This window comes from Pseudoduganella sp. UC29_106, assembly GCF_044055365.1.
Lineage (GTDB): Bacteria > Pseudomonadota > Gammaproteobacteria > Burkholderiales > Burkholderiaceae_D > Rugamonas.
Genome location: NZ_CP171977.1, coordinates 4,958,231 through 4,979,676, shown reverse-complemented (window position 1 = coordinate 4,979,676; position 21,446 = coordinate 4,958,231). Strand labels below are relative to the sequence as shown.

Annotated in this window: 24 protein-coding genes and 5 pseudogenes; 18 read left to right on the top strand and 11 right to left on the bottom strand. The window is 60.5% G+C overall.

The genetic code is table 11. The annotated features are described in order from the left end of the window. Positions 1 to 544: 544 nt before the first annotated feature. Positions 545 to 954: pseudogene (gene cadR, locus ACHMW6_RS24980) on the bottom strand (Cd(II)/Pb(II)-responsive transcriptional regulator). Between the two features lie 150 nt (positions 955 to 1,104). Here cadR and ACHMW6_RS24975 point away from each other — a divergent pair. Both ACHMW6_RS24975 and ACHMW6_RS24970 read left to right on the top strand, forming a co-directional pair. Continuing rightward, on the top strand, positions 1,105 to 1,389 hold the full coding sequence (locus ACHMW6_RS24975; protein ID WP_395400853.1) for a cation transporter: 285 nt from the start codon (positions 1,105 to 1,107) through the stop codon (positions 1,387 to 1,389). A 2-nt stretch (positions 1,390 to 1,391) separates the two neighbouring features. Further along, complete coding sequence (locus ACHMW6_RS24970) at positions 1,392 to 1,679, top strand: hypothetical protein (RefSeq protein ID WP_395400851.1); 288 nt, start codon at positions 1,392 to 1,394, stop codon at positions 1,677 to 1,679. A gap of 88 nt (positions 1,680 to 1,767) precedes the next feature. Here ACHMW6_RS24970 and arsH read toward each other — a convergent pair whose 3' ends face one another. From arsH to ACHMW6_RS24945, 5 genes and pseudogenes are all read right to left on the bottom strand, one after another. Then, positions 1,768 to 2,481 carry an arsenical resistance protein ArsH gene (arsH, locus tag ACHMW6_RS24965; RefSeq protein WP_395400849.1) on the bottom strand — a complete coding sequence of 238 codons (714 nt, stop codon included), beginning with the start codon at positions 2,479 to 2,481 and terminating at the stop codon, positions 1,768 to 1,770. A 3-nt stretch (positions 2,482 to 2,484) separates the two neighbouring features. After that, positions 2,485 to 3,207, bottom strand: coding sequence for an aquaporin (locus tag ACHMW6_RS24960; RefSeq protein ID WP_395400847.1), 723 nt, complete (start codon positions 3,205 to 3,207; stop codon positions 2,485 to 2,487). Continuing rightward, positions 3,204 to 3,701, bottom strand: a pseudogene (locus ACHMW6_RS24955) (arsenate reductase ArsC). Before ACHMW6_RS24955 ends, ACHMW6_RS24960 begins: the two are co-directional and overlap by 4 nt. Positions 3,702 to 3,718: 17 nt before the next feature. Beyond that, the gene (locus ACHMW6_RS24950) at positions 3,719 to 4,198 is read right to left on the bottom strand and encodes an arsenate reductase ArsC (protein ID WP_395400845.1); all 480 of its coding nucleotides are present in this window, start codon (positions 4,196 to 4,198) and stop codon (positions 3,719 to 3,721) included. A 43-nt stretch (positions 4,199 to 4,241) separates the two neighbouring features. Further along, positions 4,242 to 4,580, bottom strand: coding sequence for an ArsR/SmtB family transcription factor (locus tag ACHMW6_RS24945; protein ID WP_395400843.1), 339 nt, complete (start codon positions 4,578 to 4,580; stop codon positions 4,242 to 4,244). A 149-nt stretch (positions 4,581 to 4,729) separates the two neighbouring features. On the opposite strand from ACHMW6_RS24945, the gene ACHMW6_RS24940 reads away from it, so the two are divergent. The 9 genes from ACHMW6_RS24940 to ACHMW6_RS24900 all read left to right on the top strand — a co-directional run bounded on the left by ACHMW6_RS24940 (position 4,730) and on the right by ACHMW6_RS24900 (position 9,114). Continuing rightward, positions 4,730 to 5,041, top strand: coding sequence for an ArsR/SmtB family transcription factor (locus tag ACHMW6_RS24940; protein ID WP_395400841.1), 312 nt, complete (start codon positions 4,730 to 4,732; stop codon positions 5,039 to 5,041). Positions 5,042 to 5,098: 57 nt separating this feature from the next. Beyond that, positions 5,099 to 5,545, top strand: a complete 447-nt coding sequence (gene arsN2, locus ACHMW6_RS24935) for an arsenic resistance N-acetyltransferase ArsN2 (RefSeq protein ID WP_395400839.1) — start codon at positions 5,099 to 5,101, stop codon at positions 5,543 to 5,545. 11 nt (positions 5,546 to 5,556) lie between these two features. Further along, the gene (locus ACHMW6_RS24930) at positions 5,557 to 5,931 is read left to right on the top strand and encodes an FAD-dependent oxidoreductase (protein WP_395400837.1); all 375 of its coding nucleotides are present in this window, start codon (positions 5,557 to 5,559) and stop codon (positions 5,929 to 5,931) included. Then, positions 5,918 to 6,595, top strand: coding sequence for a hypothetical protein (locus ACHMW6_RS24925; protein WP_395400835.1), 678 nt, complete (start codon positions 5,918 to 5,920; stop codon positions 6,593 to 6,595). Before ACHMW6_RS24930 ends, ACHMW6_RS24925 begins: the two co-directional genes overlap by 14 nt. Beyond that, on the top strand, positions 6,534 to 6,995 hold the full coding sequence (locus ACHMW6_RS24920; RefSeq protein ID WP_395400833.1) for a hypothetical protein: 462 nt from the start codon (positions 6,534 to 6,536) through the stop codon (positions 6,993 to 6,995). Before ACHMW6_RS24925 ends, ACHMW6_RS24920 begins: the two co-directional genes overlap by 62 nt. 17 nt (positions 6,996 to 7,012) lie before the next feature. Next, positions 7,013 to 7,327: a hypothetical protein gene (locus ACHMW6_RS24915; protein WP_395400831.1), complete on the top strand. Its 315-nt coding sequence runs from the start codon at positions 7,013 to 7,015 to the stop codon at positions 7,325 to 7,327. Continuing rightward, positions 7,321 to 7,902: a sterol desaturase family protein gene (locus tag ACHMW6_RS24910; protein ID WP_395400829.1), complete on the top strand. Its 582-nt coding sequence runs from the start codon at positions 7,321 to 7,323 to the stop codon at positions 7,900 to 7,902. Before ACHMW6_RS24915 ends, ACHMW6_RS24910 begins: the two co-directional genes overlap by 7 nt. A gap of 15 nt (positions 7,903 to 7,917) precedes the next feature. Beyond that, a complete protein-coding gene (locus ACHMW6_RS24905; RefSeq protein ID WP_395400827.1) occupies positions 7,918 to 8,325 on the top strand; it encodes a hypothetical protein in 408 nt (135 codons plus the stop codon). Positions 8,326 to 8,601: 276 nt separating this feature from the next. After that, entirely contained in the window at positions 8,602 to 9,114 is a 513-nt protein-coding gene (locus ACHMW6_RS24900; protein ID WP_395408797.1) for a hypothetical protein, read from the top strand. Positions 9,115 to 9,358: 244 nt separating this feature from the next. Here the strand turns inward: ACHMW6_RS24900 and ACHMW6_RS24895 are convergent. From ACHMW6_RS24895 to ACHMW6_RS24875, 5 genes and pseudogenes are all read right to left on the bottom strand, one after another. Next, positions 9,359 to 9,664, bottom strand: a pseudogene (locus ACHMW6_RS24895) (integrase arm-type DNA-binding domain-containing protein); the annotation flags it as partial. A 156-nt stretch (positions 9,665 to 9,820) separates the two neighbouring features. Next, entirely contained in the window at positions 9,821 to 11,221 is a 1,401-nt protein-coding gene (locus ACHMW6_RS24890; RefSeq protein WP_395400825.1) for a tyrosine-type recombinase/integrase, read from the bottom strand. Positions 11,222 to 11,701: 480 nt separating this feature from the next. Beyond that, the gene (gene istB / locus ACHMW6_RS24885; RefSeq protein WP_395408548.1) at positions 11,702 to 12,478 is read right to left on the bottom strand and encodes an IS21-like element helper ATPase IstB; all 777 of its coding nucleotides are present in this window, start codon (positions 12,476 to 12,478) and stop codon (positions 11,702 to 11,704) included. 2 nt (positions 12,479 to 12,480) lie between these two features. Continuing rightward, positions 12,481 to 14,094 (bottom strand): IS21 family transposase, encoded by a 1,614-nt coding sequence (gene istA, locus ACHMW6_RS24880; RefSeq protein WP_395400544.1) that lies wholly within the window; start codon positions 14,092 to 14,094, stop codon positions 12,481 to 12,483. Between the two features lie 304 nt (positions 14,095 to 14,398). Continuing rightward, entirely contained in the window at positions 14,399 to 15,076 is a 678-nt protein-coding gene (locus ACHMW6_RS24875; protein WP_395400823.1) for a GntR family transcriptional regulator, read from the bottom strand. A gap of 120 nt (positions 15,077 to 15,196) precedes the next feature. Between ACHMW6_RS24875 and ACHMW6_RS24870 the strand changes: the two genes are divergently transcribed. From ACHMW6_RS24870 to pcaC, 7 genes and pseudogenes are all read left to right on the top strand, one after another. Further along, positions 15,197 to 15,619 carry a tautomerase family protein gene (locus ACHMW6_RS24870; RefSeq protein WP_395400821.1) on the top strand — a complete coding sequence of 141 codons (423 nt, stop codon included), beginning with the start codon at positions 15,197 to 15,199 and terminating at the stop codon, positions 15,617 to 15,619. Positions 15,620 to 15,629: 10 nt separating this feature from the next. Continuing rightward, positions 15,630 to 16,964 carry an MFS transporter gene (locus ACHMW6_RS24865; protein ID WP_395400819.1) on the top strand — a complete coding sequence of 445 codons (1,335 nt, stop codon included), beginning with the start codon at positions 15,630 to 15,632 and terminating at the stop codon, positions 16,962 to 16,964. A 12-nt stretch (positions 16,965 to 16,976) separates the two neighbouring features. Then, positions 16,977 to 17,363, top strand: coding sequence for a 4-oxalocrotonate tautomerase family protein (locus tag ACHMW6_RS24860; protein ID WP_395400817.1), 387 nt, complete (start codon positions 16,977 to 16,979; stop codon positions 17,361 to 17,363). A 21-nt stretch (positions 17,364 to 17,384) separates the two neighbouring features. After that, positions 17,385 to 18,703: pseudogene (gene fahA / locus ACHMW6_RS24855) on the top strand (fumarylacetoacetase). Positions 18,704 to 18,954: 251 nt separating this feature from the next. Further along, positions 18,955 to 19,224, top strand: a complete 270-nt coding sequence (locus ACHMW6_RS24850; protein WP_395408796.1) for a hypothetical protein — start codon at positions 18,955 to 18,957, stop codon at positions 19,222 to 19,224. Beyond that, entirely contained in the window at positions 19,112 to 20,143 is a 1,032-nt protein-coding gene (locus ACHMW6_RS24845) for a porin (RefSeq protein WP_395400815.1), read from the top strand. Before ACHMW6_RS24850 ends, ACHMW6_RS24845 begins: the two co-directional genes overlap by 113 nt. Further along, positions 20,136 to 20,532, top strand: a pseudogene (pcaC, locus tag ACHMW6_RS24840) (4-carboxymuconolactone decarboxylase). Before ACHMW6_RS24845 ends, pcaC begins: the two are co-directional and overlap by 8 nt. The last annotated feature ends 914 nt before the right edge of the window (positions 20,533 to 21,446 follow it).

Sequence of the window (21,446 nt, the reverse complement as noted above, 5' to 3'; positions counted from 1 at the left end):
GATCATGCGTTAAACGCAAGAGAGCAGTAAGGAAGAGTTATTGTGTTTGTGTGACCAAACCCAATTCTCAATCCACTGCTTTCATGGTAAATCATAGTCTCAGCCTCCCGTTCTGGGAAGGCTTTCTCGTTTCGTCGCTGGACGTGCTGAACGATCGGCTGCATGTGAGCCTGACGGCAGACGCAGCGCGACAGTTGGTTTGCTCACATCGCGCCTACTCATAATTCGCGCCATCTTGCCGGCCTTTGCTGGTCCCGATTGGCAGGTCATCGAACACAGACGCAAAGTAAAACTCGAGCACATGCAACAAGTTGCCGCGGCGGCTGCGGCAACCGCGCATACTTCGCCTGCCAGCAAGGCACCGGACGTGGTGCCGCAGCCGACCGATACGACTCAAAGAGCGGCAGAAGATTGAGGAGCGCGCGATAGTGAGAAAAGGATCACGGCAGACAGCCTGCGCGAAAGTCGACGCAGCCATACAGCCATGGGGGATTGAGCATGGCAAACGTGACGCACGCAGCCCAACCTAGACGTCTTCTCCAGACTAATCTGCTGGCGCTTGATTGGGCAGAGCAAGCTCTTTCAGGATCCCGCACTGTGCGGCCAGTTGCGTTGTCCGCAACGTGCGCGTAGAGAAACCAACTGCCGCTCCAAAGCCTGCATAGCGGCGATGCGCAAGCGCACGTCATTCAAATGCTGGTCCAGGAGGTCATTGACTTCGCCGCAGGCTGCTGCAGGAGTGTCCTTGAAGTGAAGCAGGTGCCGCACTTCGTCAAGCGACATATCCAGCAAGCGGCAGTGCCGAATGAAGGCCAGGCGTTCGATATGGTCCGGGCCATAGATACGATAGTTTCCTTCGCTACGGCTGGGCGCAGCCAACAAGCCGGATCGCTCGTAAAACCGGATGGTTTCAATAGGGCAGTCCGTGGTCTTTGCCAATTCGCCAATTTTCATCGTTTTGCTCGCGGGTCGTTCTGACTCTGTAGCTACTACAGGGTTTGTAATACAGAGTATCGCACTTTCAGGAATGTCTCATGTCTTCTTGCTGCTCTGGCAGTTGCGCCGGCCAAACCCCGCCACCGGACCGGCGCTATCGCCGCATTTTTGTGGATTGCGCTGTTCGTCAATGCCATCATGTTCGCTGTGGAGCTGGCGGCCGGCTTGCGGGCCGAATCGGTTTCACTACTGGCCGACGCCATCGATTTTCTTGGCGATGCCGGCAATTACGGGCTGTCCCTGGCCGCGCTTGGAATGGCATCTGTCTGGCGCTCGCGCACCGCGCTGATCAAGGGCCTGACGATGGGCACCTATGGCATTGCAATCGTTGGCAGGGTGGGGTGGCAGCACTGCACGGGACTATCCCCGAACCGGTCACGATGGGCGCGATAGGTATGCTTGCGCTGCTGGCCAATGGCGGCGTGGCATTGCTGCTATATGCCTACCGCCAAGGCGACGCAAATATGCGTTCGGTGTGGCTGTGCACTCGGAACGATGCCATCGGTAATGTCGCCGTGATGCTCGCTGCAGTAGGCGTGTTCGGGACCGGTTCCGGTTGGCCTGACCTCGCGGTTGCTGCCGTCATGGGCTTGCTGGGCGTAACGGCAGGGTATACGGTCGTGCGGCATGCCCTGGCCGAGATCAGGCATGCGCCGATGCTAAGTGGAGGCACCTCGCGATAGCTGCCAACGGCGCCGCAGCAGATACGCCGCGGGACACCACCACCATCGCCAGCAGCGGATCCAGCCTGATTCAGCGTGCAGTTAGGCGCTACAACTTCTGGATCTGTCGATCGATCGCTTTGACGGCACGCTCATTGCGTTCGCTGTACCGGTCCGTCAGGTAGTCGGTGCGTCCGCGCATGAGCAGGGTGATCTTGAACAGCTCTTCCATCACATCGACCACGCGATCGTAATAGGCGGAGGGGCGCATGCGTCCGGCCTCGTCAAATTCCTTATATGCCATCGGGACCGACGACTGGTTGGGAATGGTAAACATACGCATCCAGCGCCCTAGCAGCCGCAGGGTATTGACCACATTAAACGACTGCGAGCCGCCGCACACTTGCATGACGGCCAGGGTGCGGCCCTGGCTCGGTCTCACGGCGCCCTGTTCAAGCGGGATCCAGTCGATCTGGTTTTTCATTACGGCCGTGACAGCGCCATGGCGCTCCGGGCTGCACCAGACCTGGCCCTCCGACCATAGGCACAGTTCGCGCAGTTCGACCACCTTGGGATGGTCCTCGGCGACGCTGCCCGCCATTGGCAGTTCCATCGGGTCGAAGATTCTTACTTCCGCCCCAAGGTGGGACAGAATGCGCGCCGCCTCTTCGGTCAGGAAGCGGCTGAAGGAGCGTTCGCGCAGGGAGCCATACAACATCAGGATGCGGGGCGGGTGCGACAGGTCGCCGACAGGCGCGAGTTTCTCCACGCTGGGAATATCCAGCAAGTCAGCTTTGATATTGGGCAGGTCAGGCAGGGACATACGTTAGCGGGTTTCGAGTTGATTGGCGAAATCGCCAGGTGCGACCGTACCGCCAACCGTGGCGCTGGCGGGCGGTGCGGGATACAGCCAGGTGAACAGCAAAGTTGCCGCAGTGGCGCCAGCCAGTTGAGCGAGGATGAAGCCGGGCGCATCGACCGGACGGATGCCGGCAAAGGTGTTGCTCGCGGCACGGGCCAGCGTCACGGCCGGATTGGCGAACGAGGTCGAGGCGGTGAACCAGTAGGCAGCCGTAATGTAGGCAGCAACGGCAAATGGGGTGATACCGGGACGGCTGCGCGAACAGCCGATGATCACACCGATCAGACCGAAGGTTGCCACGCATTCGCTCCACCATTGAGAACCGCCGGTGCGCACATGCTCGGACGCGAAAAACAGCGGCTCGCCGAACATGGCGTGCGCCGCAGCCACGCCGGCGAAGGCGCCGGCCACCTGCACCGCCACATAGGGCAGCACATCGGCCGCGGCGACATTCCTTTGCCAGGCTTCGGAGAGGGTCACCACCGGATTGAAATGGGCGCCGGAGATGGTGCCGAACATCAGGATCAGCGCCACCAGGCCGGCGCCGGTGGCGATCGTGTTGGCCAGCAGCGCAATGGCGACGTTGCCGCCGGCTAGGCGTTCGGCCATGATGCCCGAACCGACGACTACCGCCAGCAGCAATGCGGTGCCGAGGCCTTCGGCCACCAGGCGTCGTGCGAGCGTCATGTCTGTCCTCCGCCGATCTTCGCCAGTTCGCGCTTTAAGGCAAGCTTGTCGAGCTTTTCGATTGGCAGACTGCGGAAGAGATCCAGGCGCGTCTTGATCTCGCGGCAGATGGTCGCAAAGGCATGGCGGATCTCGTCGTCCGTGCCAGTGGCTGCGGCAGGATCGCGGAAGCCCCAATGGGCAGTGACGGGCTGGCCTGGCCAATGCGGCAGACTTCGCCGGCGGCCTTGTCGCAGACGGTGATGACGAAATCCATGACCGGTGCATCGGGCAGAAAACTCGTCCCAGGACTTGCTGCGCAGATCGCCCGGTGCATAGCCGATTGCTTTGACCTGTTCGATGGCGAACGGATTGACGGCGCCGGTCGGATGGCTGCCCGCACTGAAGGCACGGAAACGGCCGCTGTCGGCACTATTGAGCAGCGCTTCGGCCATGATGCTGCGGGCCGAATTGCCGGTGCACAGGAACAGCACGTTATAGGTTCGTTGGGTCATTGTAGCCTCCGAATAGTTCACGCCTGCAGGGTGCCGATACGATCGAGTTCCGCCTTCATGCGGGCCGGCTGATGTTTCAGTTGTTCCAGGGGCAGGGCGAAGAACGCCTCAATGCGCGCACGCAGGATGCGGTAAGCCTGCATGAAGGCGGCGTCGATTTCCTCGTCGGTGCCGGTGGCGTGGGCGGGATCTTCCACGCCCCAGTGGGCGCGCATCACAGGGCCCAGGTAGGCAGGGCATTCCTCGCCGGCGGCGCTGCCGCAGACGGTGATGATGATGTCCGGGGTTACCGGCAGGTTGTCCCACGACTTGCTGTGATAGCCCTCGGTCGAGATGCCTTCGCGTGCCAGCAGGGCCAGCGAACGCGGGTGCACGTAGCCTGCCGGTTTGCTGCCGGCGCTGACGGCTTGCCAGCCTTCCGGCGCCAAGTGGTTGAAGGTGGCTTCGCCCAGAATGGAGCGGCAGGAGTTGCCGGTGCAGAGGATCAGTACGTTCATGTGAGTGCCTGTCAAGAATCGATTGAAAAGGAAATGGCTGCGCTTAGCACGGACCCTGGCCCGGCGCGCAGGCCGGAATGGAGGAGGGCGCGCAGCTGGCGCCGCCGCAGCAGTTGTCGGTCAAGAAAGTGAGCAAGCCGTTCATGGTGTCGAAGTTGGCGCTGTAGATGACGAAACGGCCATCCTGGCGTGCCGTGACCAGCCCTGCATGGGACAGCTCTTTCAGGTGGAACGACAGGGACGACGGCGCAATATCCAGATGCTCCGCGATCTTGCTGGCGGCCAGCCCTTGTGGTCCGGTCTGCACCAGCAGGCGGAAGGTGTTCAGGCGGGATTCCTGCGCCAGGGCTGCGAGGGCGGCCAGAATTTCCTTGGTTTCCATAGGCTCACTCATTTTGATGATTTCACGATGGTCGAAATAATAGCGCAGTTACGGCCATCGATGCGACAATTCAAATAATATCGAATTATCTTGACAGTTTGATGACATGGGAACTATTCTTCGTTCGTAGATTAACGAATGAGGAAGTCATGACGAGCTGTTGCGATGTCACGTCCACGGGAACGCTGCCGGCGGTCGATGCAGAACAAGTAGCCCAGCTGTGCAAGGCGCTGGCCCATCCGGCCCGTGTCCAGCTGCTGTGCTATCTGGCGGCCTATGGCGCCTGCTACTTTGGCAATCTGGCGGACATCTTGCCCTTGTCGCCATCCACGATTTCGCAGCACGTCACCATCCTGAAGGATGCCGGCCTGATCCTCGGTTCATCCGATGCACAACGCGTGTGCTACTGCATCAACCCTGAGCGGATCGGGCAGCTCAAGCAGTTGATCAATGCCCTTTAGCGGCATTTTTTTAATCATTAATTCGTAATTCGACGAATAGCGTATAAGGAGGATGAGATGAACAGCACCACGACCCTGCGCGATGCCACTGCCGCGGACTGGCCCGCCATTGAGGCTTTGCTGGTGGCGGCCAACTTGCCGCTGGACGGCGCCCGCGACCATCTGGGTAGTTTTATGATCGGCGAGGGCGACGGCCAAGTGCGTTGCGTGGCTGGCTTCGAGCAGTACGAGGGCGCCGCGCTGCTGCGCTCCGTGGCGGTGGCGGGTGCATTGCGCGGACAGGGGCTCGGCGACCAGTTGCTCGGCGCGATCAAGGCCAAGGCCCGTGCCCGAGGGGTGGACACACTCTACCTGCTGACGACCACCGCCGCGCCATTCTTCGCCCAGCGCGGCTTCGTCCCGATTGAACGCAACGCAACCCCTGCCGCGCTGCAGGCGTCACGCGAATTCCAGGGCGTCTGCCCGGCTTCGGCCAGCGCCATGGCCGCCTCTCTCACCGTATAAGGAACTGGATCATGTCACCTTCGCATTCTGCACTTCCCGTCGCAGTCCTAGGCGCTGGTCCGATCGGTCTGGCGGCAGCAGCGCACCTGATTGCCCGTGGCTTTACTCCTCTCGTATTCGAGCAAGCAGCGCGGGTCGGCGCCAATCTGGCGAGCTATGCGCAGGTGCGCCTGTTCTCGCCCTGGCAGTACAACATCGACAAGGCAGCGCGCCGTCTGCTGGAAGCGCACGGTTGGCAGGCACCGGTGGCGGACGGGCTGCCCACGGCGGGCGAGATCGTGGCGGACTATTTGCGACCGCTGGCGCAACTGCCGGCGCTGGCGCCGCACCTCAGACTCGGCCACCGCGTGTTTGCAAGTTACCCGTGCGGGAGTGGACAAGGTTAAGACCCGGGGCAGGGAGGGCGCGCCCTTCCTGATCCGCACCAGCAGCGCCGAGGGCGAGCGGGACTATCTGGCCAGCGCAGTCATCGACGCCACCGGGACTTGGTCTCAGCCCAATCCGCTCGGCGCCAATGGGTTGCCGGCCATCGGCGAGGCAGCAGCGGCGGCCCGCATTGCTTACGGCATGCCGGATGTTCTTGGTCGCGCGCGAGCGGACTATGCCGGACAGCGCGTGCTGGTGGCGGGTGCCGGGCATTCCGCTGCAGGCACCTTGCTGGCGCTGGCGCAGTTGGCCGACGAGGCACCTGGTACGTGCATTGTCTGGGCCATTCGCGGCGACCAGCTTGCAAAGGTTTTCGGCGGCGGCGAGGCGGACGGCTTGCCGGCGCGCGGACAGCTCGGCCTGCGCCTGAAAGCTCTGAAGGAGTCGGGTCGCTTGGCGCTGCACACCAACTTCCGCATCCAGGCCGTGCAGCCAGGGCTCGACGGATTAGACGTCACCGGTGTGTCGCCGGACGGCCAGCCGAGCGTGATCGAAGGCATTGACCGGATCATTGCCGCGACTTGGGGCGCGACCGAACCTGGCGCTGACACGCGAGCTGCGCGTGCGCCACGATCCGTGGCTGGAGAGCACCGATGCCCTGGCGCCCCTGATCGATCCCAATGAACACAGTTGCGGCACGGTCCGGCCGCATGGCCACCGCGAACTGGCGCATCCGGAGGCGGGCTATTACGCCGTGGGCGCGAAGAGTTACGGGCGGGCGCCCAACTTCCTGATGGCGACCGGCTATGAACAGGTGCGGTCGGTCGTGGCGGCATTGGCCGGCGACCTGGCGGCGGCCGACGATGTGCAGCTGGAGCTGCCGGAGACGGGCGTGTGCAATACCCGCTTCGCCTATGAACAGCCGTCCGTGGGCACCGATGGCTGTTGCGGTGGTCCCGCACCGGCTGGTAGCGACAGCTGCTGCGCGCTCGACGTGGCGGAGAAGGCTAGGGGCGCCGCCAGCTGCGGCACATCCACAGCGTGCCGACCTAAACAAGCTGCCCGCGCCGCGTGCGGCGCCTGATACGGAAAGGGGTCGTCATGCACAGTGTCTTTGCGCGTGGTTTCCTGCCGCTGGCAATGTTGGGCAGCGTCGCATCTTTCTGGTATGCCTATGCGACAGGGCGGGATCTGCAGTTGGCCGTGATCGTACCCGCTGCCGCTATTTTGCTTGTCGCTATGGCCGCCGAGCGGCGCGTGCCATATCGCAAGGATTGGGCGAAGGGCCAGGGCGATACAGCGACTGACCTGCTGAGTACCGCCGTCCTGTTCACGCTGGTCGATCCGATGCTGAAGTGGCTCGGCCGGTCGTGGTCACCGGGTTGTTGGCGGGAACCGCATTTTCCGGCATGGTGACCATCTTTCCGTCGCACTGGCCCTTCGCCTTGCAGATTGCGATAGCTGCGCTGTTGGCCGAGTTCGCCAGTTATTGGGCGCACCGTCTGCATCATGAGCACCCCGCATTGTGGTGGCTGCACGCGCTGCATCACGGGAGCGAGCGCTTGTATGCGCTGAACAACTTCCGGATTCATCCACTTAACTACGCCATCAACTATGTGTTTGGCATTGTGCCGCTGCTGCTTATCGGCACGCCGCAAGAGGTCATTCTCGGGTACTTTGCGGTGACCTATCCAGTGCTGATGCTGCAGCATGCCAACTTGCCGTTGCAGAGCGGCTGGTTCAATTACGTGTTCAGTACGAATGAGGTGCACCGCTGGCACCATTCGCGCTGTGCGGGCGAGGGCGACAGCAACTTCGGGCGCGCACTGGTGTTGTGGGATCAGGTTTTCGGCACCTTCCGCTACGCGCCTGCAGGCAATGATCCGGCTGGCGTCGGGCTGTACGTCGGCAGCCACTATCCGGCACGGGCCTCATTCCTAGCGCAGCTGTCCTCGATGTTCCTGCCCACTTGCTGTCGTTCCGCGGCGTGAACTGAGGAGAGCCCGATGCAGCATCCTTGGCGCACGATCGGCATCCTGGCCGTAACGCAAATTGCTTCCTGGGGTTCCGTGTACTACGCGTTCAGCGTTCTCGCTCCCGCGATCGGCCGTGACCTGGCGCTAAGTTCGGAGGTCCTGTATGGCGCCTTTTCCTGGAGCATCCTGATCGCCGGTCTGGCCGCTACACCTGTCGGCATGGCGGTGGACCGGCGCGGCGGCCAGCTCGTGATGACGGCAGGGTCCGCCATTTGCGGCGGCGGCTTGCTTTGGCTTGGCTGTTGCGAGGGGGCAGTTGGCTATTTTGGTGCCTGGACAGTGCTGGGCGTCGGGATGGCGCTGTGCCTGTATGAAGCGGCCTTTCAACCATCAACCGCAAAGTCGTTGATGGCGCCCGCCAGGCGATCTCCACGTTGACACTATTTGCCGGCTTTGCGAGTACGATCTTCTGGCCCCTGACGGCGCAGCTGAATGGCGCATTGGGGTGGCGTCATACCTGCCTCTGTTTTGCAGCATTACAGTTCGTCGTGTGTCTGCCCTTGCATTGGCTGCTAGGCGCAGAAGCACCGCTTCCGACCAGAACGAGCGGGAGGGCGGAAGCACGAGGACACACCTTGGCAGAAGCCATCCGGCATCCCGCCTTCTGGGCATTGGCAGCGGCGTTCGCAGCGAACGCGTTCGATCTTTTCGGCCATGTCGGTCCACCTGATCCCGCTGATTGAAGATCTCGGCCATGCCACCAGTCTCGCCGTGCTGCTGGCATCGTTGATCGGGCCGATGCAAGTTGTCGGGCGCATACTGGAGCGGAGTGGAGCGCAACGCCTGTCCCCGCAGACGGTCGGCAAATTGACCTTTGCAGGCCTGCCCGCGGCGCTCCTGGCGCTGGTCCTGTTCGGCACTCATGCCTGGGCTGTGTCAGTGTTTTGCATGCTGTATGGCCTCAGCAACGGCGTGCTGACCATCCTGAGGGGGACGCTGCCGCAGGTGCTTTTCGGACGAGAACATTACGGTGCCATAGCGGGAGCGATGGCCGGACCGGCGCTGTTGGCAAAAGCAGCGGGGCCGTTGATCGTCGCAATTGCGCTGCATGGTCAAGCGAGCCCGACTGCATTGCTGTGGTGGCTTTTGGTAATCGCGGCAGGCTCGTATTTGCTTTACGGTGGCGCCGTATCCGTTTCCAAGGCAATGGTTTCAATTGAGACATGAAGGCACTTGCCGGCGCTAGCCTTCGCGACATCAGCGGGGCCAGGGGGCCGGCCACGGTTTTTCCCTTGCCACGTTTTTTGGGCCGACCGCCAGGCGCAGCCAGATTCACATGGTCCTGATAATGGCGCTCTCCCCAGCGGGGCTTTCTATCTTTAAGATAGATCGGCCAGACGTCAGCAAGAGTGAGATCTTGCCGCTTTGCTTGCGCCCATGCCGCTTCATTCCTCGCTAGCTGCTCCGCGCGCTTTTGGCGCGGATCCAAACCAAAGTCGGCCTGTGCCTTCAGTCGAGTCGCTTCTGCCTGTGCTTTGGGGACCGTACAGGTGCGGACGTCGCCAATAGTAGTACGCAGTGTCTTTCCGTTCAGGCGCGTCTCGAAGATGTATGATTTGACACCGCCGTCGCTGGCTCTGATGCCAAGCCCCGGCGTCTTTGCGTCCCACAGAAGAGATTGTCGTTTGCCCGGATCGCACTGAAGGCCGCGGCCCTGTCTGCCGTGAAGTTGACCTTTGCCATTGCCACCGTTCCTGCGAGCTTTTTGCGTAGGCACTGCGTAGGCAAATTCTAGCAAAATAACGCCAAAATCCAGAAACTATTGATGGGAGGTTATGTTCAAAATTCCGCTATTTATCCTTAAAAATCAAGGCCTTGTAAGGGAATTGGTAACAACGGAAAGCATATCGTAGCCGCCTTCTAAGCCGATTCGCTAGTTGATCTTCTCGGTGAGCATATTAGTTAAATGCTCACCCAATTTGCGCCAGGCTTCACGCGTTTCCGCAGCATAGTCATGGTGCAGGTAGCTGCGTCGGACCTTGCTGCCGCCAAGGACGTGGTTTTGGCATCGGTCGATTGTATCTAGTGGCACGCCAAGGCTCTGCATCATGGTCGCACCGGTCCTCCTCAAGTCGTGGGACGTCCATTTTCCATTCACCCCGCCGGCGAGTACCAAACTGTTGTCGGCAACGCGCTTTTGTTTCGGTTTGCGCTGATTGCCTGCTTCATCAAACTTAAACATCCACTGTCGATCCGTTATCTGCTTCGTGATGGCCTTCTCATACAAATGTGAGGTTCGGTCCCGGGACGGGAAGCACCAATCAGTGTCGCCAGTAATTTTCTTCAGATGTTTGAATTGTTCCAGCGCGAAGGGCGAGAGGTAGACGGTCAGGTCTCCGACGGCGTCTTTCACGTTGGCTTTTGGGATGAACCACTCGCTGGCACTCAGGTCGACATGCTCCCATCGTGCCATTGACGTTTCTGCCACCCGCGTCAGCGTTGACAACATGATCCAGATTGCCAACTGAGTGGTGCGATTCAGTGGCTCCGTCACCTTGCGCTTGTCCGGCGCCGAATCATACTCTTCCTGACGGCGAATGAAGGTTTGGCGCAGCTCCGCTATCTCTGTTGCTGATAGCACTCGTTTCCGATAGGTGTCCAGATCATATTCTGGCGCCACGATCTTTTCGATTTCGATTAGTTCCATTGGATCGCCCTCAACCAGCAGTTTGCGCCAAGGCTGGCGCTTGCGCGCCCATGCGAACATTTGGGTCAGGTCATTGCGGCGGATCACCGCGGAGCGATTGGCTCCCCGGTTCACTATGGCCCGAAGTACGTCGCGCAGCAGGTGTTCCGTTACTTCCTTTACGGGAGTGGTGCCAAGTTTGGGCAGCACATCGGTGGCGAAAGTGCGCTTCAGTTCCGCGTTGTCGTCTTTTCTGCGCACGCCGTCTTTAATCCACGCCTTGTATATGTCCTCGAAGGTCAGGTTTGCTGTGCGCTGTTCTTCCAAAGCAGACAGCCTTGCAGCAGTCTCCTGCAGTTGCTCTTGACGGGTGATTTTCCTTTCCGCAGCTGGGTCTTTTCCAGCAATGACGGCGAGTCGCGCCTGGTCTCTTTTTGCGCGAATTGCTGCCAGGGATGCGGCTGGCCAAGTGCCACAGGCGAAATCCCTGTACTTACCTGCGAAGCGGTACCGATAGAAAAACGAGACGGAAATCGTGCCGTCGGCCCTGGCCCGGACCGTCCCTATTAGTTTGCCTCCATCGCGCAGAATTTGTCCTTCCTGATCCGCGCACAAGGACTCCAGAGTTCGTTGGGTCAGCTTTGGCATTTGACAGCTGAGGGATGGGAATGGTGGTCTATTTTACCCTCGATTTCCCCCCCCATTTCCCCCCCAATTCACAGAATTCGCAGTAAACCAGATGAAACGAGTCGGAACAACTATTTGCCCTAACTTATTGTTTTTTAAAAGATAAATGTAGAAAATTGGAACCGGGTGGAATGGCCTGAAACGGCTGAAAACTTGCATGGGGTGCAGGGGGTCGGAAGTTCGAATCTTCTCGCCCCGACCATTAGAATCAAAGACTTAGGCCAATCGTCAGATTGGCCTTTTTCGTTTCCGGGAAATTTACCCCCCACATTTACCCCCACAGATTCGCGGTATCGGAATTGACGGGATGGCATTGCATGAAACCATCAGGCATTTTTACGGCCCCCGTTGGCCAGGTTAAATTCCTCCACCTTTGGCCAGGTCAAATTCCCCCAGGCAGGACAGTCCGGATTGTAGTTCATGTTCCTGCCGCCGGCCTTGTCAGTCCTGCTTGACGTCGGCAGACGTCAAGCGCGTAAGCCGCGACGCTGCCTCCTTCAGTCGGTAGCTTTTTCCCTCGAACTCCAGGATCTGCGCCCTGTGCATGAGCCGATCCAAGATGGTGGTCGCCATCGTGTTGTCGCCAAGGTACTTGCCCCAGTCCTGCACGACCCGGTTGGAGGTCACCACGATGCTGCGCTTGAGTTTGTAACGCTGGTGCACTAGCGTCTGCAGCAGCTCACCGGCCTTGTCGCCGATACGGCGCGCCAGGAACAGATCGTCGAGGACCAGAAGATCGGCGTCGATCAAGGTACGTAGCTGCTGCCGTTGTTCGGCATCGCCACCCAGCGCATAGGCCGCGAACGCGCCGTCGGCCTCCAGGTAGCGCACGTTGTGCCCCTGCAGCGTGGCCTGGTAGGCCACCGCCTTGGCGATGTGGCTCTTGCCGGTCCCTGGCCTGCCGATGATCAGGGCGTTCTGCCCCTCGGCGACGAACTTGAGGGTGTGCAGCTCGAAGCAGGCGGCCCGTGGCAGCTTGGGGTTGAAACGCCAGTCGAAGTCGGCCAGCGACATCCGTTCATCCAGTCCGCTTTGCTGGAAGCGCCGTTCCATCAGGCGCGAACGGCGCCGGTCCAGTTCATCCTGCAGGATCAGCGAGAAGGTGTCGAGGAAGGGCTCCTGGTTGGCTTGGGCCTGCAAGATGCGGGTGTCGAGAGTGGCGCGGATGCCCGACAGACGCAGCTCGCGCAGGGCGCGCTCGATTTCGTTCATGCTCATGCTCATGGTGCCTCCGTGGTCGGTGTAATGGCGGCGCTGGCGTTCGCCGCGCGCGTGAACAGGTCGGCGTAGTCCTCGCCTTCGCGGATCAGTGGATGGTGCTGCTGCAGGTCCAGTTCGGCCTGGAGCGGCGCGTCGATCTTGGCCAGCGCCTGCGCCAGCAAGCGTTCGGTCAGGACCTTGATCGACTTGTAGTTGCGCACGTTCTCCTGCAAAGCCTGGGCGCAAGCCTGGTCGATCAGACGGCGCGGAAAGCGCTTGGCCAGACCCACCACGCCGCGCAGCTTGCGCTGGCCCACTCGCCCTTCATGCTCGAACCATTGCTGGCACAGGGCCAGCGCGGCGTCGCCGATGTCGCCGGCCTGGGCCAGGATGCGGCGCGTTTCGCGTGAGGGGTTGAAGGGCCGCTCATCGTCGGGCAGCAGCACGCTGCCGGGGCGCTGGGCGCGCGGATGCGTGCGCAATAGGGCCAGCGTGAAGCGGTCGCGGATCTCGACGTGGCGCTCGAACAGGCGCACTAGCACCCGGCTGCCGATCTTCGCCGGGCGCGCCGCGTAGCTGCTATGGTCGATGCGGATGCAGGTGTCGTCGGCGACGGTGCGCTCGCACTCGGTGTAATAGCCGAAGCCCTGCTGCGGCAACGCGCCGAGGTGGGCGCGTTCCTCCTGAAACATGGCCTCGACCTGGCGCTTTGCGCTGCCGTGGATGCGCGGCGCCGCCCACTTGATTTCCCATTGTTCGAGGAAGGCGTTCTGCTCCTCGATGGTCTCGAAGCGGCGTCCCTTGAGCGCGGTGCTCTGGGTGTGCTGGATCGCGTTTTCGACCGTACCCTTGCGGTTTGGGTCACGCACCCTGGCCGGGTCGGCGACGACGCCGTAGTGGGCCAGCACGTCCCTGTAGACGGGGTTCAGCTCCGGTTCGTACAGGTCGGGCTTGATGACGCCTTCCTTGAGGTTGTCGAGCACGACGTAGGCCGTGGTGCCGCCGAAGTACCGGAAGGCCTGCTCGTGCAGTTGGGCCCACGTTTCCTTCGATGATTTCCAGACCACACGCCGGAAGCAGCGCCGCGAGTAACGCAGGGTCATGACGAACAGGCGTGGCCGCCGGTATCGGTCGCTGCCGGCGATGCGCGTCAGCGCGCCCTCGCCGTAGTCGACCTGGGCTTCCTCGCCGGGCGCGAACTCAAGGCGGTCGAACTGCTCCGGATCGCGCTGCACCAGACGGCCGGCGAAGCGCTTGACGCTGTTGTAGCGGCCCGTGAAGCCGAATTGGTCGACCAGGTCCTGATAGATCGCCGTGTAGTTGCGGCGAAGGCGCAGCTGGGCCTCGATGAAGGCACGGTGTGGTTCGCACAGGGACTGCGGGCCGGTATCTGGAGCCGGTGGCCGGGGTGGGGGAATTTCAAGCGGGGCGCCGGTGGCCGGGGTGGAGGAATTTGCTGTCGCTGATCCGGCGGCCAGGGTGGGGGAATTTGGTTCCGGCCCGGTCGTGCCCAGCGCCAGGCGGCGGATGGTTTTTCGGTCCACCCCGGTCAGCCGCGCTATCTCGCGCTGGCTGGTGCCGGTTGCCAGCAGCGTGGCGACTGTGGTGCGTTTGTTTGGTTTCAAGACGTTCACCCTCCATGCTCCCCTTCGATGGTCGAAGGGGTAAGGTTACGTCCTGCCAGCGGGATTGCTCTCCGGGGACCGCCAGCCTACAGCAGCGCTACTCGGTCAGGAGGTGGGGGATTTTGACCCGGCCAGGGGTGGGGGGATTTTGCCCGGCCAACGGGGTCTCAGGATTGTGCATTGAAGCGAACCTCGCTCTCATCGCAGGCATTGTCGCGCAATGTAACGCAGATGCGCCTACATCGCGCAACGTTGCTGAGTGCGCTTTGTCCCGCAATGGAATGGCGCATCCTAACGCCGAGGGAAACCTCGGCTATTCGGCCGCTAGCGTCTGAAGAGTCAGCGTTTCGGTAAGCTTCAAATGATGTTCCATCAGCTCACAAGTGCGTTCAACGTCACGCGAGATAGCCGCCTTGGCGATTTCTTCATGTTCTGCGCGCAAGTCACGAATGTCAGCGGACAAGCGCGTGTTGATCCGGCGATACCGCTCGGCCTGCACGTACAGCTGTTCACGGACTCGCAAAAGCCACTTACTGTCGCAAGCGTCGACCAAGGAACTATGAAACTGCGCGTGGGAATCGGCCCACGGCTCGCTCAGTTCAGCTGCCTCATGGGGAGTGCGGCTTAAACGGTGGAGTGCGGCAAGGATCGTCGCTTCCCACGCCACGTCTCCGTTTTCCAGTGAACGCCGCAAGCATGCGCGCTCAATCTCAATGCGCGCTTGAGTTAGGTCACGCACGTCTTCTGCTGAGATCGGGGCCACCCGGAAGCCTCGCTGCGGGCTGGCGATGACGATGCTTTCTGAAGCCAGCCGGGAAAGTGCTTCACGGACCACCCCTGGGCTCACGGCCATTTGCTCAGCGAGATCCTGGATCTTCAGCTTTGCGCCTGGCGCAAGGCGGCCAGTGACGACATCCGCCTGCAGGCGCCGGTAAGTGGAGAGTGTCAGCGAGCTGGAATCGGCTCCAGTATTTGTGGAAATATCAGACATAGTTCAATCATAGCGACGAGAACCTGGTTAAGCAACAATTCCACAAAATATCTATATTCTTGTTGAATATCAGATGAAGTTAACTTATGCTGGCTACACCATCAATCAAGGAGACAAGCAATGCCACTCGTTCGAATTTCGCTCAACAGTAGCGCGGCCGACGTGCGCCGCCGCATCGGGGACGCCGTGCATCAAGCCATGGTGGACACCATCGATATCCCCACGGGCGACCGCTTCCAGATCATCACCAGCCACGCACCCGGTGAAATCATCTATGACGCCAACTTCTATGGAATCGACAGGACCGAAGGGTTCATCGCCATTCAGATCACGCTGGCCGCAGGCCGCCGCGACGAAGTGAAGACAAAGCTGTACGCCCGCATCGCCGAGTTGCTCAATGAGGCGGCCAACGTCCGGCCGGAGGATGTCTTCATCAGCTTGCTCGAAGTCGGCCCAGCGGACTTCTCCCTGGGCAACGGCAAGGCGCAGTTCCTGGAAGAGTTGCCGCCGCATTTGAAGGCACTCCAAAAGCAAGCTGAGTAGGAGCAAAGCCATGTCATCCTCCGCCCCACGCAAAGGCCAGATGGCCCGCATCGCAGCGGCCGCCACCATCGGTACCGTGATCGAATTTTATGACTTCACAATCTTCGGCACGGCCGCTGCCCTGGTCTTCAGTAAAGTGTTCTTCCCCTCTTTAGGTAGCTCTGCCGCCACCGCCGTCGCGTTGGCCACGTTCGGCGTCGCTTTCGTTATCAGGCCGTTTGGAGCCATCTTCTTTGGCCACTTCGGTGACCGCTTAGGGCGCAAGAATACGCTCGTCATCACGCTGCTCTTGATGGGACTTGCGACGGTCGGCATAGGATTACTGCCAACCGCACAGTCCATTGGCGCATGGGCGCCGGTGCTACTGGTTGCTTTGCGCATCATTCAAGGCTTGGCCATGGGCGGCGAGTGGGCAGGTGCCAGCGTGGTGTCAACGGAAAGTGCGCCCGCTGATCGCCGCGGCAAATACGGCATGTACCCGCAGCTGGGCCCGGCGCTCGGTTTTCTGCTGTCCAGCGCGACCTTCTTGCTCACCTCGTTGACAATGACCAATGAGGCATTTCTCGATTGGGGCTGGCGCGTTCCATTCCTGGCTAGCGCTATTCTGATCGTCGTTGGTTTGGCAGTGCGTATCGCGCTGGAGGAGACCGGGACGTTCCAGAAAGCGGCAGCAGGTTCAAATGGCGTGCGCAAGTTCCCTGTTGTGAGCCTATTTCGAGAACAGTCCAAGGAATTAGCACTTGCCTCTGCAAGCACGATAGCTGTGTTCGGCCTGTTCTACCTCGCCATCACGTACATCACCAGCTACGGTACGCAGACCCTTGGCCTGAGCAAGTCACAGATGCTTCCGATCGGCATGGCCGGTGGCGTGTCACTTGCAGTGTTCACGGTCATCGGTGGAGTCTGGTCCGACAAGATTGGACGCAAACGTGTCCTGTTAATCGGTAACGCCGCCTGCCTCGTGTTTGCGCTCTTACTCTTCCCGCTCATCGAAACCCGCCAACCTGCAGCATTGGTGCTCGGTCTCGTTTTGCTGCAGGGAGCAATCGGGTTGGCCTATGGGCCACTTGGCGCGTATCTGCCAGAGCTGTTTGCCGCCCAATATCGATACACCGGGGCCGGGCTTGCCTACAACATTGCTACGGTAATCGGCGGGGCGTTGACTCCCATTATTGCGAGCCAGCTGATCGTTGATTTCGGCTCCTCTGCCGTGGGGTACTACACCGCGGGATTGTGCCTGATATCGCTTACCGCCTTGTCCCTGTCGAAGGAGACGCGGCTCTCCCAGGATGTAATCGGGTCGCACATTGCCGACCGGGCGCCAACTTCACTGACTAATTTCTAATGGAGACCTTATATGCCAATCTATCAATTTACCGTGACCGAAGACAGCGTCAGCGCAAGGAAGAAAGCGCAGATCGCCGAAGCGATTACTGCCACCCATTGTGAAGTCACGGGGGCACCTAGCAATTATGTGAGCGTTGTCTTTATCGACGTCCCCAAGAGCAATCTCTTCCTGGCTGGTAAGTCAGTGAGCGGGACCCGCATGGTAGGCACAATCCGCCGCCGCTCCGAAGCCCTGAAACGAGAATTGCTCACTAAGCTGGCGCAAGCATCGAGCGAGGCGACAGGGGAGCCTGTTACCGAGGTTGCCATGTTCCTCGTTGAGGTTCCGGGCTTCCAGGTTTTCGAAGGCGGCGAACTGCTTCGCGAAGCCGAAGATGATCCAGGCGCCCGCGTCTGACCCTGCACACACGGAGATATTATGGCTCTGAACGAAACGCACGATCCCAAGCGCCGCAGCTGGGTCGAGTCTGCCAATAGCGCTGACACGGACTTTCCAATCCAGAACTTACCATTTGGCATCTTTAGCCGCGGGACCAGCGATGACCTTCGTGTAGGTGTCGCCATTGGTGACCAGGTGCTGGACTTGGCCGTCGCACAGGAATTGCGGCTACTGCCACCCGCCATCACCGCACAAGTGGTCCGCCAGAGCTCGCTCAATGCGTTGTTCTCGCTTGGCCGAGAGATCATGACGGAATTGCGCGCGTGCCTGGCCAACTTGCTTGATGCGTCGGGCACCGATGGAAGGGCCCGGCCCCATGCCGCAGAATTACTGCAGGATATCGCCGGATGCGGGCTGCACCGTCCAATGGCATCGGCCAACTACACCGACTTCTACGCCGGCATTCATCATGCGCGGGCGGCCGGAGCGCAGCTAACTCCCGAGAACCCGCTGCCCGTCAATTACAAATGGGTGCCGATTGCCTATCACGGCCGGGCGTCGTCCATTCAGGCAAGCGGGACTCCGGTGTTTCGTCCGCATGGCCAGATGCCGCCTGCAGAGCGCGGCACTCCGCCACGATTTGGCGGTAGCGAACGGCTAGACTTCGAGTTGGAAATGGGCCTGTACATCGCACAGGGGAACGCCCAAGGCCGGCCCATTAGTGTCGGAACAGCTGGCCAGCATATCGCCGGCATGTGTCTGCTCAATGACTGGTCCGCCCGAGATTTGCAGCGTTGGGAGATGTTCCCGCTTGGACCGTTTTTGAGCAAGAGCTTCGCGACAACCGTATCGCCCTGGGTGGTGACTGTCGACGCATTGGAACCGTTCCGTGTGCCTGCGATGCCGCGTCCGGAAAGCGACCCAGCACCATTGCCGTACTTGTTCGATGAACGTGACCAGCAATCAGGCGGGTTCGACGTCGGCCTGTCAGTGTGGCTGTCAACTGAACGTATGCGTGCCGAGGCGGTAGCAGGCGAAAAAATCCTTACCTCCAATGCCAGACATTTGTACTGGACTCCGGCGCAAATGATCGCCCATCACACCATTAACGGCTGCAACTTAATGCCGGTGACCTGATTGGCACGGGCACAATCTCCGGCCCAGAAGATCATGAGCTGGGAAGTCTGCTGGAGCTGACGATTGGTGGCAGCCGCCCGATCTATTTGCCCACTGGTGAAAGCCGGACCTTCCTGCAAGACGGCGACGAGATCACTTTCCGAGGCCGATGTGAGAAAGCCGGATTCGTACCGATTGGATTCGGGCCGTGCTCGGGGCGGGTGACCGGCGGCGAGTCGTAGGACTGCCCAATTCGCGGGCGAAGGGAAGGACAACGGGCTATTTCCCCGGTAGTCACACCTTCTGCTCGTAAGACATCCAGTTGAGATTTCATGTGAGGGAACCTGGGCTAAGCGCCGCTGGTATGGAGATTCTTTTGCCACTCAACTGAGTGCCTCGCAATGCAACTCGCGATATGGGAACAAATAAGGGGGGCAGTCGGCATAGGAAAACGGGTAGCCGCTGCGCGACGATTTCAAAAGGAGGAGACGCAATGAAGAAACAGTATCACTGGGCAGTGCTGGGCGTATTTGCGGCGCTGGGCGCAGTGCCCGCATTTGGACAATCGTCCGTCCAGGTCTATGGTCTGATCGACACCGCGGTCGAGCACATCACCAACACGGCGTCCGGCGGAGCAAGCCTGACCCCGCATGCCAAACCTTTCCGGGGGCCAGTTCCCCTCGCGAATCGGGTTTCGCGGAACGGAGGACCTTGGCGGCGGTCTGAAGGCCATCTTCACGTTGGAGAACGGATTCGCGCCTGACAGCGGTACCCTCAATCAGGGTGGTAGGCTGTTTGGCCGGCAGGCATGGGTGGGGCTCAGCGGAGACTGGGGGCAGGTTACGGTCGGTAGAACGTACAGTATGCTGTTCTATACGTTCTTCGATACAGACGTTATCGGTACCGGGCAATTTTCGATCGGCTCGATCGATCCGCTGATTTTGAATCTGCGCAACGACAACTCCATTTCCTATAAGGGCAAATTCAAGGGCTTCACGGTCGGCGCCGGATATACCTTCGGTCGGGATGTGTCGAACGCCGGTGGACCCGGTGCCACCAACTGCGGTGGTGAAAACGCAGTTGATAGCAAGGCATGCAGGGAATGGAACGCCATGCTCGCTTATGACGCTGCCAGCTGGGGCGTAGTGGGAGGATATGACACGTACAATGGCGGTCCCGGCGCTGCAGCGGCCTTTGGCCCAACGCGCAGTGACCAGTCCGATTCCCGCTGGCACGTAGGCGCTTATGCCAAGTTTTGGGCCAGCAAAAGTTGGAGGGGGCTGATGCGCCGCAAGAACGAAAGCAATGCAATCACGCCTCGCAGTGATTTGGCCTACCTGGGTGTCAACTATAGCTTCACGCTCCCGTTCGTGCTCGATGCGCAGATCGCGCGCCTAGATGTGAAAGATAGCCCGAATGACACCAACCTGTACGTGGTACGCGGGACTTACTATCTCTCCAAACGGACGGCGGTATATGGGGCGGTGGGTAGGACGACAAATAGTCGGGGCGGCGGCGATAGCCTTGAGCGCCGGCGCCACTGTCGTCACAAGCGGGTCCCGGAACGGTGTCATGGTCGGCATGCGGCACTCATTCTGACCGACAAAACGCTGAGCAGTCTCCGCCGCCGTCATGCCTGGAGCATAGCGGGGGCTTTTTTAAGGAGTGACGATAATGAGTGACGGATTTGAGAATGGGCTGGCGATGCGCAGGCAAGTGATGGGTGACGACTTCGTCGATCGCGCATTTGCCAACGCCACCGAATTTACCCGAGCCGCTGCAGCGGTTCATTACTGAGAATGCATGGGGTACGGTCTGGTGTCGAGGCGGTATCGACCTCAAGACGCGCAGCCTTGTTACCGTTGCGATGCTAACTGCGTTAGGTCGCCAACACGAGTTGGTCGGACACCTGCGCGGCGCGCTTAACAATGGCGCGAAACAGCAAGAAATCAGAGAGATACTGCTACATGCCGCCATCTACTGTGGTGTTCCTCTCGCAGCAGAAGCGTTCAGGTGCGCTGAAAAGGTGATTGAGAAATGGCAGGAGGACACGGAAAATTCCCCCCAATAATACCTAAGGAAATGTCGTTCGTGCCGGAATACAGGCATAGAGTGGCCTGCGGCGAAGGACATGATGGAATTTATGGTGACGGCCAGAGGCGCCCCCAACTAGGGCTAGTGCGCCTGACTGCTCCCACGATGGCCGCCATGACGTCCCGCGCCAGCACCTCTGCGTCCGGCCGCGTTCCGAGTAGGTCAACAATATAGCGCACGCTGAGTTCATACTGTTCTGCCAGCGCTTAGCGCACAAATGGCGGCGCGAAGCGGTCTTCCCGGGCAAACGCACATAGGCCGCAACCTGCAGCGCTATCACGGATATGCGACTCATCAAAGTAGACGTCGAGGTAGGCCCCAGCGTCGGCAGGGAGCATGGCAAACGCGCCCGCCACACGCGTCCGCCACACGCGTCCGCCCCTTCTCCATCATGCGCCGCACCACCTCGTTAACCAAGTGCCCGCGCGAATTGAAGTGGCCGTAAACGCACCCGCAGTCAGCTCTGCCTCGCGCATGATGTCGGCAATGCCTAGGCTATCCGAGCCCGAACTGCCTATCCGCACCGCTGTGGCTTCCAGTATGCGCTCCCGGCTCTCGTTTTTCTGCCTGTGAATGTTCGATAGATGGCGGCGGTAACGGCTCACGCCCAACTCTGCGTGAGCCGACGGGACCCTACCTGGCATGCTTTAGCGCATGCGAGTGTAGTTGACTGGTACCCAAGCGTAGCCATTGCCGTTATGGCGAATGCGGCCTAACCCAGGGAAGGCGAGATGGGCTCCAGCCACCAGTTCTTTGACTTCCACGCCCTTCTACCAATACGTCGAGGACCGGGCTCGGATCCGCAGAGTATGATGCCGCAGGCTTGCCCAAGAGGAGCGCCAGCGCATGTGCTGTCGCTACACGCTGCTGCTGCAGGCCAATCACTTCGGA

Coding starts and splice junctions, on each gene's coding strand:
- ACHMW6_RS24970 (WP_395400851.1), top strand. CDS start 1,392: ATGCTTGCGCTGCTGGCCAATGGCGGCGTGGCATTGCTGCTATATGCC.
- arsH (WP_395400849.1), bottom strand. CDS start 2,481: ATGTCCCTGCCTGACCTGCCCAATATCAAAGCTGACTTGCTGGATATT.
- ACHMW6_RS24960 (WP_395400847.1), bottom strand. CDS start 3,207: ATGACGCTCGCACGACGCCTGGTGGCCGAAGGCCTCGGCACCGCATTG.
- ACHMW6_RS24950 (WP_395400845.1), bottom strand. CDS start 4,198: ATGAACGTACTGATCCTCTGCACCGGCAACTCCTGCCGCTCCATTCTG.
- ACHMW6_RS24945 (WP_395400843.1), bottom strand. CDS start 4,580: ATGGAAACCAAGGAAATTCTGGCCGCCCTCGCAGCCCTGGCGCAGGAA.
- ACHMW6_RS24940 (WP_395400841.1), top strand. CDS start 4,730: ATGACGAGCTGTTGCGATGTCACGTCCACGGGAACGCTGCCGGCGGTC.
- arsN2 (WP_395400839.1), top strand. CDS start 5,099: ATGAACAGCACCACGACCCTGCGCGATGCCACTGCCGCGGACTGGCCC.
- ACHMW6_RS24930 (WP_395400837.1), top strand. CDS start 5,557: ATGTCACCTTCGCATTCTGCACTTCCCGTCGCAGTCCTAGGCGCTGGT.
- ACHMW6_RS24915 (WP_395400831.1), top strand. CDS start 7,013: ATGCACAGTGTCTTTGCGCGTGGTTTCCTGCCGCTGGCAATGTTGGGC.
- ACHMW6_RS24910 (WP_395400829.1), top strand. CDS start 7,321: ATGGTGACCATCTTTCCGTCGCACTGGCCCTTCGCCTTGCAGATTGCG.
- ACHMW6_RS24905 (WP_395400827.1), top strand. CDS start 7,918: ATGCAGCATCCTTGGCGCACGATCGGCATCCTGGCCGTAACGCAAATT.
- ACHMW6_RS24900 (WP_395408797.1), top strand. CDS start 8,602: ATGTCGGTCCACCTGATCCCGCTGATTGAAGATCTCGGCCATGCCACC.
- ACHMW6_RS24890 (WP_395400825.1), bottom strand. CDS start 11,221: ATGCCAAAGCTGACCCAACGAACTCTGGAGTCCTTGTGCGCGGATCAG.
- istB (WP_395408548.1), bottom strand. CDS start 12,478: ATGAGCATGAACGAAATCGAGCGCGCCCTGCGCGAGCTGCGTCTGTCG.
- ACHMW6_RS24875 (WP_395400823.1), bottom strand. CDS start 15,076: ATGTCTGATATTTCCACAAATACTGGAGCCGATTCCAGCTCGCTGACA.
- ACHMW6_RS24870 (WP_395400821.1), top strand. CDS start 15,197: ATGCCACTCGTTCGAATTTCGCTCAACAGTAGCGCGGCCGACGTGCGC.
- ACHMW6_RS24865 (WP_395400819.1), top strand. CDS start 15,630: ATGTCATCCTCCGCCCCACGCAAAGGCCAGATGGCCCGCATCGCAGCG.
- ACHMW6_RS24860 (WP_395400817.1), top strand. CDS start 16,977: ATGCCAATCTATCAATTTACCGTGACCGAAGACAGCGTCAGCGCAAGG.
- ACHMW6_RS24850 (WP_395408796.1), top strand. CDS start 18,955: ATGAAGAAACAGTATCACTGGGCAGTGCTGGGCGTATTTGCGGCGCTG.
- ACHMW6_RS24845 (WP_395400815.1), top strand. CDS start 19,112: ATGCCAAACCTTTCCGGGGGCCAGTTCCCCTCGCGAATCGGGTTTCGC.